This is a genomic window from Ruegeria sp. AD91A (assembly GCF_003443535.1).
Lineage (GTDB): Bacteria > Pseudomonadota > Alphaproteobacteria > Rhodobacterales > Rhodobacteraceae > Ruegeria.
Window position 1 is genome coordinate 3,572,241 of the sequence record NZ_CP031946.1, and the last position, 12,655, is coordinate 3,584,895.

General features: G+C 53.5%; 11 protein-coding genes and 1 pseudogene. 3 read left to right on the forward strand and 9 right to left on the reverse strand.

Annotated features, from left to right (window positions below; genetic code table 11):
• Positions 1-98 precede the first annotated feature (98 nt).
• The 8 genes and pseudogenes from D1823_RS17990 to D1823_RS21975 all read right to left on the reverse strand — a co-directional run bounded on the left by D1823_RS17990 (position 99) and on the right by D1823_RS21975 (position 6,117).
• A complete protein-coding gene (locus D1823_RS17990) occupies positions 99-1,445 on the reverse strand; it encodes a substrate-binding protein (protein ID WP_117872381.1) in 1,347 nt (448 codons plus the stop codon).
• Positions 1,446-2,080: 635 nt separating this feature from the next.
• Positions 2,081-2,515 (reverse strand): c-type cytochrome, encoded by a 435-nt coding sequence (locus D1823_RS17995; RefSeq protein ID WP_117872382.1) that lies wholly within the window; start codon positions 2,513-2,515, stop codon positions 2,081-2,083.
• An 11-nt stretch (positions 2,516-2,526) separates the two neighbouring features.
• Positions 2,527-3,393, reverse strand: a complete 867-nt coding sequence (locus tag D1823_RS18000; RefSeq protein ID WP_117872978.1) for a copper resistance D family protein — start codon at positions 3,391-3,393, stop codon at positions 2,527-2,529.
• Positions 3,394-3,395: 2 nt separating this feature from the next.
• Positions 3,396-3,737, reverse strand: coding sequence for a copper resistance CopC family protein (locus tag D1823_RS18005; protein WP_117872384.1), 342 nt, complete (start codon positions 3,735-3,737; stop codon positions 3,396-3,398).
• A 10-nt stretch (positions 3,738-3,747) separates the two neighbouring features.
• On the reverse strand, positions 3,748-4,179 hold the full coding sequence (locus tag D1823_RS18010; RefSeq protein ID WP_117872386.1) for a cytochrome c: 432 nt from the start codon (positions 4,177-4,179) through the stop codon (positions 3,748-3,750).
• 791 nt (positions 4,180-4,970) lie between these two features.
• A pseudogene (locus D1823_RS18015) lies at positions 4,971-5,151 on the reverse strand (IS5/IS1182 family transposase); the annotation flags it as partial.
• 225 nt (positions 5,152-5,376) lie between these two features.
• Entirely contained in the window at positions 5,377-5,766 is a 390-nt protein-coding gene (locus D1823_RS18020) for a hypothetical protein (RefSeq protein WP_162896873.1), read from the reverse strand.
• 156 nt (positions 5,767-5,922) lie between these two features.
• Complete coding sequence (locus tag D1823_RS21975; RefSeq protein WP_162896874.1) at positions 5,923-6,117, reverse strand: hypothetical protein; 195 nt, start codon at positions 6,115-6,117, stop codon at positions 5,923-5,925.
• A 638-nt stretch (positions 6,118-6,755) separates the two neighbouring features.
• Here D1823_RS21975 and D1823_RS18030 point away from each other — a divergent pair.
• A complete protein-coding gene (locus D1823_RS18030) occupies positions 6,756-7,556 on the forward strand; it encodes an outer membrane protein (RefSeq protein WP_117872390.1) in 801 nt (266 codons plus the stop codon).
• A gap of 520 nt (positions 7,557-8,076) precedes the next feature.
• Positions 8,077-10,011, forward strand: coding sequence for a DUF3604 domain-containing protein (locus D1823_RS18035; protein WP_108861444.1), 1,935 nt, complete (start codon positions 8,077-8,079; stop codon positions 10,009-10,011).
• A 403-nt stretch (positions 10,012-10,414) separates the two neighbouring features.
• On the opposite strand, the gene D1823_RS18040 is transcribed toward D1823_RS18035, so the two are convergent.
• Complete coding sequence (locus D1823_RS18040) at positions 10,415-11,368, reverse strand: SDR family oxidoreductase (protein WP_117872392.1); 954 nt, start codon at positions 11,366-11,368, stop codon at positions 10,415-10,417.
• A gap of 168 nt (positions 11,369-11,536) precedes the next feature.
• Here D1823_RS18040 and D1823_RS18045 point away from each other — a divergent pair, with 168 nt between their 5' ends.
• The gene (locus tag D1823_RS18045; protein WP_117872394.1) at positions 11,537-12,430 is read left to right on the forward strand and encodes an AraC family transcriptional regulator; all 894 of its coding nucleotides are present in this window, start codon (positions 11,537-11,539) and stop codon (positions 12,428-12,430) included.
• Positions 12,431-12,655 lie beyond the last annotated feature (225 nt).

The window sequence follows — 12,655 nt, forward strand, 5'->3', positions numbered from 1 at the left end:
CCTCAGGGTTGGTCAGTGTGAATTGAGTGGCACAACAGGATCAACCCTGCTGTAGATGTCTGGCCACCTTTTTGGCGGCCAGACTATGATACGAGGCCTTATGCGCCCGGGTTACACTTACCCAGTGCGCCACCTGCGAACATCGGATGCTCCGGATCGTATTCGACCTGCGCGCGTGGCGTGATCTCGACAATTTCCAAAGTGTCGTAGGCGTTGGTCGGGTTCTCGTTGCCCCGAACGACCAGCACGTCCTTGAAGCACTGGTGGTCGGCGCCGCGATACCAGGTCGGGCCGTTGCCCAGGCCGTCGAACTCGAAGTCTTCCAGCGCTTCCGCAACACCGCACGGATTGAAAGTGCCGGCACGCTCGCAAGCATCAGCATAAAGCAGAACCTGCGCATAGCAGGTCTGCGCCGAGTTGGACGGTGGTTTGCCGTACTTCTCACCGAAGGATTTCACGAAGGCTTTGGTGCCTTCATCCTGCAGCTGCCAGTTCCAGTTCATCGAACCCAGCACGCCCTTGATGTTCTCGCCCGCACCAGCAGCCATCAGTTCCGAATACAGCGGCACGACGATCTTGAAGTCCTTGCCATTGGCCACTTTGTCGAGCAGGCCGAACTGAATCGCGTTGGTCAGCGAGTTCACCATGTTGCCGCCATAGTGATTCAGAACCAGAACGTCCGCGCCGGAGTTCAGAACCGGAGTGATATAGGACGAGAAGTCTGTTGACGCGAGTGGCGTTTTGACAGTATTGACTGTTTCCCATCCCAGGGCTTCGGTCGAGGCGACGATCGACTCTTCCTGGGTCCAGCCCCAGTTGTAGTCAGCCGTCAGGTGATAGGCGCGGCGGTCGGTGCCCATTTCGGCAGCCAGCACCGGCGCAAGCGCAGCGCCCGACATGTAGGCGTTGAAGAAATGGCGGAAACCATTGGCCTTCTTGTCCTTGCCGGTCGTGTCGTTGGCGTGGGTCAGACCCGCCATAAAGATCACACCTGCTTCTTGACACAGGCCCTGAACCGCAACGGCCACGCCCGAGGACGACCCGCCGTTGATCATGATCGCGCCGTCTTTTTCGATCATCGACTTTGCGGATGCACGCGCGGCGTCCGACTTGGTCTGGGTGTCACCTGTGACGAACTCGACCTTTTTGCCGAGGATGCCATTGCCCTTCAGCGCCTTCGACGTGAAGGTGTTCAGGCAGCCGCCGTCACCCTCTCCGTTCAGGTGTTCCACTGCCAGCTGTTGCGCCAGCAGCTCGTCATTGCCCTCTTCGGCATATGGCCCGGTCTGGGGAACGTTGAAGCCCAGGGTTACGGACCCTCCGGTTGGTTCGTTTGTGTAAGCGGCAGCCGACGAAGCCGTGAAGATCGTAGGCAGGGCCAGACCGGTACCTGCAACGGCACCAGACTTCAACACGCCGCGGCGTGTGACAGATTTGTTGGTCATTAATTCCTCCCATTTCCCTTTCTCTCGTCGTCTGGCTCCTCTTCCAGCAGACGAAAGCGCACTTATGTGCACTTCAATAATGGAAAGGCGATGGAAAATTTCACAACAAATTACTGGATTTGAAACAAAATTTTGTAAACGTATTGACGAAATCTGAGGTTACTTGAAAAACTTTTAACCAATTTTTTTGGAAAAGGTTTATCTTTTAATTACTTAAGTGTAAAAACCAACAGCACAATCGTAGTACACGGCTCAAAAACTCGCCTGGTGCGGTACCAAAAGCCGATTTGGAATATCAAGCTGGCGTTTTCGCTACGCCAATTGGAGACAAGGTCCTCGGGCAACCCTGTTGGTCGGCGCCGTATCTTCGTTTACGCCAGTGGGCTGCACCACCTCTGTCAAATAACATTGCCTCTCCGCCTCCTGGGTTCGTGACCTGCTCCCCTTTAAGTCCGCGTCTATAAGTTAGCTCTGTTCAGGTTTCGGTGGAGCCTGGGGGAAACGCCGCTGAGCGTCTAATATACTGATAGAAAACACTATTGTGGTATGTTGATTTTGTAGTGTGTCACACCAGGAACTACACAACCAGCTGAGTTGAACTGTATATACCCAAACCTGCACCAGACCACTGTCTTCTACTGGTGCGGAAGGTTGCGGCTGGCTTGCATTTGCTGAACATCGTCGGGCCAAGTGGAGCCTATGTAGGCCAGCACGTCCCATATGTCTTCGTTGGTCAGAGTGCCCTCAAAGCCCGGCATGCCACTGTTGAAGTCTTCGATACCGCGTGCTGCCAATGCATCTGCCCCACCTAGTTTGGTATATTCGAACAGTAGCTGGTTATCATGGTGCCATGTGTGCCCTGTCACGTCATGTGGTGGCGCAGGCAACACTCCGTCATCATCAGGTGTCTGCCAGTTGGGTTCGCCTTCCAGATTAACTCCATGGCAAGAGGCACAGTGCACTACGTAGAGTTCCTGCCCATTCGCCAGATCTCTATCTAACAACTCATGATCTGCAGTGACGCTAGTCCCAATACTGCATATAGCGAGTACACACAGGTGTTTCTTCATCTCTATCTACCTTAACTCGGAAGCGTAAGTACGCTCGTGAGTGTTGCCGTTGTTGCCAGCACCGCTAATAAGACTATTGCCTCAACCTCGATGGATCGGGCTAGGCGTTGGGCTGCCTTTCCCTCTCCCTTTTGCATAGCCGGAACAAATCGGAGCTTGTTCGCAGCGGCGAGGATCATCAGCAGCGACACAAGAAGTACTTTGAACAACAGTGCTTGCCCGTAGCCAGTGAACACGAGCCCTTGGAGGTTGCCGACAAACAACCAGGCCATCCATAGGCCCGCACCGATTAAAGTCGGTACAATCAATGCAGCAGTTTGCCCAAACCTATACCCTAGTTCAGCGGCATCTGTCAGGTGTTCAGGCATGAGAGCCATACTCCGCAGCGGGCAAAAGATGCCTACCCAGAAGGCTACACATAGCAGGTGCAATAGGAGCAAGAGTTGGACACCAACACTCTCCAGTTCCGGCACGTGCCCTATCTGCGCAAAGGACCACAGAGCCAATGTACCTCCCACGAGTGCGATCCAGTGGCCAAATCGAGGAATAGACAATCCCACAAGAATCAATGCTGCGCCGACAAGCCGGTAAACTAGTACGTCGCCTACGGGGGTCTGCCAAAGTAAACCAAGCATCTCCGGGTCGACCATGCCGTCTAATCCGCTTGTTAAGGCGGCTCCACGTAGCATGAAGCCAACTACTGTTGCGGCGAGAGCAAGGCACGCTAAGGCCCTGGCTTGGCGCTTCATCACGCGGTGTATCGGTGCGACGTAGCCGCAATAAAGGCAGCTAACAATCATAAGCCCGGTGGACCCCGCAAAGCCGACGTAAAGCGCCAGCTTTGCGAGGATTGCGGCAATACCCCAAATGTCTGGCATGCTCATTCCACGGTGAAGGAAAACTCGCCTTGCATCGCATGGCCGTCTTCACCTAAACCACGCCATTCGATGACATAGGTGCCGGTTCCATTGCTCGGCAATGGGATCGTGAATTCTTGACCAAAACTTGTCTGGTCGCCCAAATCCAGGCTTACTGCCGAGTGTTCTTCATGGGCCATTTCTATCCGTGTCAGCCGAATGTCCTTGGAGAAGTTGATGCCAATTTCAGCGGGCACACCGATTATTGTGGCTCCGTCGGCAGGGGTTGTTTCTTCGACCTTGGAATGCGCCAGTACGCCGCTGGGAAGAGCAGCCATGAGTGCGAGCGTTATGATCTTTTTCATGGTGCTGTCCTTAATTTATCCCGTTGGCACGTTGAATTTCACGAATGTACGCGATCACCATGGAGACGTCACCACGCGTCAAACCTTCGACGGGTGGCATGTCACCAAACTGCCAATGATGACTTCTTACACCCTGTGAAACCGCCCTTTGAAAGGCTTCGTCAGCGTGGTGGCTGGGTTCGTATATTTTGTGGATCAGCGGCGGTCCTGAGCCTTCTGCTCCGACCGCATTGACGCCATGGCAGGAGGCGCAGGAAACATCAAAGATACGCTGGCCGATTGTCGCATTGCCCTCGATGGGCGGCATCTGAATTGCGACCATGGCTTCGCCCTCAAGTGTGCCTTGTGGCGCGGCTTCTTCGACTGGGCCAGAGCGAACAGCAATGAAAGCGGCGACGACGACAACGGCGCATACGCCGATTAGTAAGTGGCTTTTTTTCATGGATTGATCCTGACTTTGTGGAGGCTGGTAGTACTGCGACACATCGCGAACAGCAGCACGTGCTGATCACTTAGGTGCGCGAGGATTACGTTGCTTCAAACGTCAGGGGGTCTGTAGGGGCTATCTGGTTCAATCAGCTTGGCTAGAGCTCCAATCTGTAACTCTCGGTCAATCTCAGATTGGTTCCACCCAACTTCGCCGCTCAGGGAGAGCAATACAACTGCTTGGCAAAGAGAGGGGTTACACTCTCCGGTTCCGAAACTTTCAGGGTCATGGTGGCGGCTTGGGGCCGAGACATCATCGATGTGCTTTGCCACAGCAGAGTGTTCCGTTGATAGCACATGGTCCTTGCAGTGAAGGCCAACGCAGCCATTTGACAACGTATGAGCAACGCCGCCAAATCCAGTCAGGATGACCAGAATGCTGATCAGTAGCGAAAGTGAGTATCGTCGGATGACCATGGCAAAGGACGCTACTGTATGGGAACACGCATGACAACGTCAGCACCTCTGGTTTTTTCAGTCGCGACCAGCTTTAGCTTGGGCTTTCCACGGATGCTGGCCCTGTGACGTGGAGCACTTTTCACTGGATAGCGGCAGGTTCAGCTGTATCAACAATCAAGACAGGGCGCTGTCAAAACAAAGGTTAAGCCTCGGCTATCATGGTCCCCCAACTGGAAAGACCACCTTCCGTTTCACAGATGATTGTATCCATGCCAGTCGCGGCATCGGTTCCGAAATGGCAGTTCGCAAATGCCGGAACGCTTTAAAAGGTTAAGCTAGGGTCAGTATTCAAAACCAGCAAATGACGGTTGCCGCGAATGCGATTGCTGAGATGAAGACCTTGGGACAAAGGTCATGGCGTGTCGCCACGCGCCCCCGGTCCCTGAGCCTGCCAAACATAATCTCGATGCGATTTGTATATGCGCCTGTCGTACTTGACTGGCGTCTTGCGTTGTTTTCGACCGGGGATGACCATGGTTGGCCGGGCTTCAGCCGGGCACTCCGCGCAATACAAGCGAATTTATCAGCATCTGGCACTGACCCGCACCAAAATACCTTCAATCGATCCGGGCCTAATGGTGAAAGCTTGGCTATAGCCCGGTTAACGGAATTGGGTTTCTCGACACTTACGCACGAAGCAACCAAACTCCGGCGTCCCTGTCAAAACTCTAATAGATGAAAGCAGTTGCAGCAATTAAGCTGACCGGTTTCCGCGAAGTTTGCCCAAACCAAACAGCCCGCCCAAAGCCCCAAGCAGCAGCAGCCAACTGGCTGGTATCGGAACAGCCGCAAGGTTTGCCTGCGCCACGGTGCCTTCCGTCACGCCCTCCTCTTGATCTGTAGGTTCCCGCAACAATTCCAGCTCTTCAAGATGCCGATCGTTGTCATAGGTTTCAGAGATCTGGGTCAAACGGAGGTTTTCCCATTCCAATTCTGCTAGATGTTTTTCGCTGTCAAAGTCTGAGAGAAGCTCGGATAGAACTTCATCATCATCCACAGTCACGCTTCCCGACCCATCCGAGATGGTCAAAGCTTCTGAATCTCCGGCGCAAAACAGAACCACTAATGCGCAAATAACTCTCATAACTCACCCCCACGACACTGATGTTAAGCATAGCACTTCAGGATAATATTGCAAACATCGTGATAATTGAATAAAAATGTAGGCTTATGAAGTCTAACAAGAAATGACCGACACCGTTAAGCGGGCATAAGGATAGGGGGCTATCCAAAAGTATAGCTAACTCTGACCGACTGGCCCGCGTAGTTCCGGTTCGGTCGGTAACGCGTGATCAGGTGGTTCCACGCCATGCTTTTCCAGCCATTCCAACACTTCTCCCCACTGGGTTTGAATGCTTAGTGTGCTGCGGTACTCACGCAACTGTTCAAGCCGACATTTCAGGTCATACGGGATTGTTCGTGGCCATTTCTTCATGACGTGTGTTCTATCTTTGTTCTGTCACGGGTCAACCGGTTGTCGCGCTTTGAACTTGATGCGTCGGCAAAATTAGTGACTACTGTGAGTCATGACGGACACTGTTTCCAGTGTCCGTCTGCTAGACTAGTTTCTACACTTGGGTCGTTGCACTGTTACTTGTGGCCAAACTTTCTCAGTGCGACGACCAGACCTGCCACCGATGCTACCGTTCCAATTACGGTTATGACATCAATCAGGCTTAGAGCGGTACTGCTCATACCCATTAGCTTGAACTGTCCAGCGCTTGGTTAAAACCGAAAAGATACAGTGTTTTTGACATCTTTTTTGTTGACAGTGGGTGGGTGAGTCGTCGGTCAAACTAGCGCATATTGCCCATACTGCGGACGATAGCGAACCCCCAACGTACCCCCGAGGGGCGCGCGCCTGACCAAGACGAGCCGAGACAGCTCGCAAATGCTTGTAGTTGTGTGATAATTTGGTGGAGCCTAGGGGAGTCGAACCCCTGAACTCTTGCATGCCATGCAAGCGCTCTCCCAACTGAGCTAAAAGCGCAAAGCCATTGATGGTGTTGGTTCCGAGGCATTCTTTCGGTGCTTCGGAACCCGCTCGTTTAGTCAAGAGAAATGAGAATTGTCATGATTAACAGAAGCCTGATTGCGACATCCGCCGCAATGACATCGTTGGCTGCAAGTGCTTCATTTGCCGAACCGATCCCACTTGCGGGCCAAAGTGAAGATGAATGGCGGCAGACGTTGGCGATCTATGCCTTTTTACCAGCAAGAACGAGCGGAACGTCAACCGTCGCTGGTGCCACCATTCCGCTTGATCTTGATTTTGGCGATGCGCTAGAGCTTTTGGATTTTGCTGCCGCTGGCCGGTACGAAATCTGGCGCGGCGATTGGGGTTTCATAATTGACGCTAACTATGTCTCTCTGGAGGCAGATGGAAACCTACCAACTCCAGGAAGTGCCGCGTTTACTGCTGATATCCGACAAAAATGGATTGGCTTGCTTGCGGCCTACAAAGCTGTCGATGCTGTCAGTGACAATGGCCAGCGCTACGCCGTCGATCTGCAATTTGGTGCTCGCTACAACTCATTGAGGCAAGAAATCACAGTTTCGTCGCCCCTGCCAGTTCCTGTTCTTGGAGGAGATCAGGGATGGTGGGAGCCAGTAATTGGTGCTCGCGGCACATGGGTACTTAATGACCAATGGACAGCAATTGCATCATTGGACCTTGGTGGTTTCGGCGCGGGGGGCAACGATTTGCAAATCGGCGCCAACATCGGAGTTGATTGGCGCGCTTGGGACAGCGCGTCACTTTTCTTTGGCTGGCGCTACTACAGCATGGATTATAGCGACAGCCTCTCTACAGGTGCATTTGAATATGACGTTGATCAACATGGTCCGGTGCTCGGTGTTAAATTCAGATTCTGATTTGCACAACACCATCTATGCTCCAGCACTGAATACGATTTGAATGTCAGCTTCGTCCGCAAGCCGGTCGTAGCTAAGTTTTGGGAGAGCGACCGCTTTTGGTGAGAGCGGTCGTTCCTGTTCAAAACTCCGGGTTTTTCGGGGGTGAACGTCCGCTCAAAGCCGCTAATCCGTCATCTGAGTAAACCCGTCAGATGACTGCGTTGAGCCCGAAGTAGACGATTTCTTCGCAATGATCGCCAGAGTTAATCTAGCTTTCAGTTTTTAGTTGAACGGACCCCGCCCGGTCCGGAAACACCTCGCGGCTTTCAGCCGACATTAGATGAGCTAGCCAACGATATTCACTGTCTCACAATCCTCTTTATGACCGCATCGCTGGCCTAAAACAGACCCAGCGTGCTTGCAACGTAGCCGCTGATCCATCATCCTCACATAAGAAACGTTGGTGTTTGCGTTGTCAGCTTTTGGTCCGGTGTGGCGAATGCAAATCCAAAACGAATTGCAACGCGGAGGACGATCTATGCCGATTTCAAAAAAACCTTGGACGCGGCGAATAGGTGCGTTCGCAGTACTGACCTTTGCAACTGGAATTGGTCACAGCTCAACTGCTCAGGTGCAAGATGTGCTTCCCGCAAAAGAAGATGTGACGGCCAATTTCGAAACCGACCACTTTTCACCTTATGCAGGACGGAATTTCCCGACTCGGGTATTGTGGGGTGACACGCACTTGCACACGGAAGTTTCGGTGGACGCTGGAACAATGACCCGTATGAGCCAAGAGGAGGCGTTCAGGTTTGCGCGCGGTGAAGAGGTCACTACAACTCATGGACTTAAAGCAAAGCTAGGACGCCCGCTGGATTGGCTGGTAATAGCGGATCACGCTGAAATGTATGGGCTGATGCCTCAGCTTCTCTCTGGTGACCCGGACTTGCTATCACAACCACAAGCCAAGGCATGGTATGATGAATTGGTCACAAATGACCCTGATCGGATCTTCGCAACGGCTATGGAGATCGTTGCGTCTCTTTCTCAACCGACTCCACCTTTCGAAGGCACCAAGGCCGTAAAAAACGCTTGGAGAAAGTACACAGCATTGGCGGAGCGCTACAATGAACCGGGCGTTTTTTCGGCTCTCATTGGATATGAGTGGACCTCACAGGGAGGCGATAACATTCATCGCAACGTGATATTCCGCGATGGTGCCGACATGGCAAACGCTGTTGTCCCTTACTCCCAGTTTGACAGTCAGAATCCTGAGGACTTATGGGCGCATTTGGCTGAGTACGAAAATCGCACCGGCGGTGATGTGCTCGCCATTCCACATAACGGCAACCTCAGCAACGGCCGCTTGTTTAGCGTTTCAAACTTTGATGGAACGCCTCTCACAGCGGAAATGGCCACCTTACGTGCACGGTTTGAACCGGTCATTGAGACTACACAAATCAAAGGCGACAGCGAGGCCCACCCATTTCTATCTCCCGACGACGAGTTCGCGGATTTCGACACGTGGGATGCGTCAAATCTCAACGGTACGCAAGCCAAGACACTAGATATGTTGCAGTATGAATACTCCCGTGAGGCCTATAAAACCGGTCTAATGTTGGAAGATACAATTGGTATTAACCCCTACAAGGTTGGCCAAATTGGCTCCACCGACGCGCATACCGGTATGGCTGCGGTCGAAGAAGAGAACTTTTTTGGCAAACACTCTGGTGTAGAGCCAGAGCCAAATAGGTGGGAGCACGTGGTCATCGAAGCCCCAAACCCGGAGTTTACTATTTATGGGTGGCAACAAGCTTCGGGTGGATATGCCGCTGTCTGGGCAACCGAAAATACGCGTGAGGCGATTTTTGACGCCTTGGAAAGACGTGAAGTATACGGAACCACCGGATCGCGAATAATGTTGCGCTTTTTCGGTGGATGGAACTTCGAGGAAGAAGACGCAAACTCGCGCCTTCCCGCTGATATCGGTTATGCGAAAGGTGTACCAATGGGCGCCGATCTGCCCAAGCGTTCAGACAACGGGGTGCCAAACTTCCTCGTTGCTGCGCTGAAAGATCCTTTCAGCGGCAACCTTGATCGTGTGCAGATTGTGAAAGGCTGGTTAAATGATGACGGGACGCGTGGCGAAAAGGTCTACGATGTGGCCTGGAGCGACGACCGGCAACCTGGCGCTGACGGTAAGCTGCCGTTAGTTGGCAACACAGTAGACGTAGCAAATGCAACTTGGACCAATACCATTGGATCGCCTGAGTTGCTTGGCTTCTGGCAAGACCCTGATTTTGACCCAAACCGAAGAGCTTTTTACTATGTTAGGGTGTTAGAAATACCAACTCCACGATGGACCGCGTATGAAGCAAAACGCTTTGAAGTTCAGATGACAAACGACGTGCCTATGGTTACAACCGAACGGGCTTATTCCTCACCGATTTGGTATACTCCGAGCGGTCAATAAACGCAGCGAACCTTCTCCAATGCGCAGCTGGCTGCTGTTTAATCAAATGTCTGCGCGATCCGATAGATGCGTTTTAAGAGCTGTATTCCAATGGCTGCTTTGTCCCGCATGCGAGACGTTGCACAGAGACGCAGAGAATGTCCGGATTGGATTTCGGCCGATTTGAGTGATTTGAACGTCCGCTTTCGGGAAATCGCGCTGTAGTGCCGCTACTCGTTCCAACTTTTGGTGGGCTCGCGACCACCAAACTCGCCGCATGAGCAAAAGGCAGCTTCGTCCCGCTTAGTGGTCATTCGCGATTTTTCGACCAACGTCCGCGTTGAGCCCATTCTACTAAATGCTCCACGGTGCACGAATTTCCGATGATGGGTGAAGCATCACCAGCCGCACGGGACCCGTTGGATCAAATCTCCCACTTCAAGCCTGTTTCTTGTTCACTGACCTCCCAAAGCCTTGCCATGACGGTCTTGTCATACGCGTGTGGGTTCAATTTACCCTTGCCAACCGGGCCAACGGCTTCAAGGCGGCCCGTTGGCCCGTAAAGCGCGCGTTGTTCGGTCAAAGCCTCTTCGGTGGCGCACATGACTTCGGGATAGGACCCTTGCTCGGCAGTCTGAACCATCGGTGTTTTGGTCATGAGCCACCAGATGAACCGCATCGTCCGGCTACCGCTCGTGCTGATCAGTGACGTTGCCGACGAGCCGGGATGGCAGACATAGACCTCGACCTCGGTGCGCCCGGCGGCGGCAAGCCTGTCCTGTAATTCATAGGCGAACATCATTTGCGCCAGCTTGCTTTGTGAGTAGGCGGTATTCGGCCCGTAACCCTCTTCCCAGTTCATGTCGTCGAACTTGATCGTCTTCAGGCCCATGTTGTAGCCAAGACTTGCCACGACAACGATGCGGCCCTTTGAGGCTTCGATCCGCTCAAAAAGAAGGCCACAGAGTAGGAAGTGACCGTAATGGTTGGTGCTGAGCTGGCTCTCAAACCCATCCTCTGTCAGCTTGCGGGCTGGCACCTGTGCGATGGCCGCATTGCAGATGAGCGCATCAATCCGGGGAACGGAATTCAGAACCTCGTCCGCAGCTTTGCGTACGCTTGCGAGGGAGGCCAGGTCCATGCGAATGAAGCTCACGTCCGCCCCGCTTCCGAACTCACTTTTCAGGTCCGCGACAGCTGCCTGAGACTTCTCTGCCGAGCGGTTCAACATCACGACTTTGGCCTTCTTCTTAAGAAGCGTCCGCGCGGCCTGGAACCCGGCACCGGCGTTGGCGCCCGTGATGAGGTAGGTCTTGCCGGAAAGGTCGCCGAGGCGCTCGGGCATCCAGCCTTTGGGTCCGAATGTGGTATCTGGCATCTTTTGTCTCCTATCTGCGTTGGCGCGGGGACCGAGTGAATTGTGTTTCGGCTTGGAAATGCAGATAGCTCTTACCAGAATGCGGAAACAGGCGAGATCATCGCAAATACTTGCCCGATTGTATCAAGGTAGTTGCCTGCAACGATCTGGAGCCTTTACATCTCTCTTATGAGCAAGGATCAGATCAAGCAAATCATCGCAGGCCGAACCGAAACGGACGGCTTGACCGAGACGGGCATCAAGGGTGTACGGCTGTTTCGCGCCACGCGTTCAATCCCCTGTGTTCCAGCCATTTACGAGCCCTGCATCGTGGCCATCGTGAGTGGGGTGAAGGAAGCCGTACTGAATGGCCGAAGATACGAATACGACAACAGTCAATATCTCTGCTGCCCAATGTCGATGCCGGTCAAGGCGGGGACGCCGTTGGCCTCGCGTGACCACCCACTCTACGGAGTCATGATCACTCTTGAGCAACGCGCTATGACCGAGCTGGAGATGGAGATGGAAAATGCCGGGGGCGTTCTGCCTTCGGTCAAAGGAGAACTGCGGGAGCCAGGAATTAGGTTTGCACGATGGGACGATGGATTCACTGAAGCGCTGCTGCGGCTACTGCAGCTCGGAAACAGCGAGACGGATACAGCAGTTCTCGGCGAGGCGCGATTACGTGAGGTGCTATATGCGATCCTGAGTGGAGAAGCTGGCACCTTCGCACGGCAAGCATTTGGTGCTGGCAACGCCATCGCACGTTCAATTGCGCATGTGTCGTCACATCTGGATGCGCCGATCTCCATAGAGGATATGGCAAGCCGAGCGGGCATGAGCCGGGCGGTTTTCCATCGCAAATTCAAGCAGGTCACGACGATGGCTCCAATCCAGTTCGTTAAGACGATGCGCCTCAACAACGCCGCCATGAAGATCGCGGGCGGGATGCCTGTGAACGAAGCCGCAATGGACGTTGGTTACGTCAGCCCGTCCCAGTTCAGTCGCGAGTTCAGGCGCATGTATGGGCAATCGCCGAGGCAATGGGGTGAGGCACAGAAACTACTGGTCAAAGTTGCTTGAGGCAGACTTGCGTGAGCAGAGCGGACATTGGAGCCACCGCGGCGAAGGGGAGCTTTGTCCCGCAATGTGTACGTTAAAGCAAGTTGCAGCGAACGTCCGACATGCGGACAAAGCCGACATCGGGTCGGCTTGCTGCTCCTACTGCGCAGTGGCTTCGTAAACTCAGCCATTTTGGAACCTATGCGTAGCGGGCTAAGAACAGACCTCAGACACCTTGCCAATACG

Bases quoted from the DNA above. Each gene is read 5' to 3' on its own strand.
- D1823_RS17990 (WP_117872381.1), bottom strand. From the start codon at position 1,445: ATGACCAACAAATCTGTCACACGCCGCGGCGTGTTGAAGTCTGGTGCC.
- D1823_RS17995 (WP_117872382.1), bottom strand. From the start codon at position 2,515: ATGAAGAAACACCTGTGTGTACTCGCTATATGCAGTATTGGGACTAGC.
- D1823_RS18000 (WP_117872978.1), bottom strand. From the start codon at position 3,393: ATGCCAGACATTTGGGGTATTGCCGCAATCCTCGCAAAGCTGGCGCTT.
- D1823_RS18005 (WP_117872384.1), bottom strand. From the start codon at position 3,737: ATGAAAAAGATCATAACGCTCGCACTCATGGCTGCTCTTCCCAGCGGC.
- D1823_RS18010 (WP_117872386.1), bottom strand. From the start codon at position 4,179: ATGAAAAAAAGCCACTTACTAATCGGCGTATGCGCCGTTGTCGTCGTC.
- D1823_RS18020 (WP_162896873.1), bottom strand. From the start codon at position 5,766: ATGAGAGTTATTTGCGCATTAGTGGTTCTGTTTTGCGCCGGAGATTCA.
- D1823_RS21975 (WP_162896874.1), bottom strand. From the start codon at position 6,117: ATGAAGAAATGGCCACGAACAATCCCGTATGACCTGAAATGTCGGCTT.
- D1823_RS18030 (WP_117872390.1), top strand. From the start codon at position 6,756: ATGATTAACAGAAGCCTGATTGCGACATCCGCCGCAATGACATCGTTG.
- D1823_RS18035 (WP_108861444.1), top strand. From the start codon at position 8,077: ATGCCGATTTCAAAAAAACCTTGGACGCGGCGAATAGGTGCGTTCGCA.
- D1823_RS18040 (WP_117872392.1), bottom strand. From the start codon at position 11,368: ATGCCAGATACCACATTCGGACCCAAAGGCTGGATGCCCGAGCGCCTC.
- D1823_RS18045 (WP_117872394.1), top strand. From the start codon at position 11,537: ATGAGCAAGGATCAGATCAAGCAAATCATCGCAGGCCGAACCGAAACG.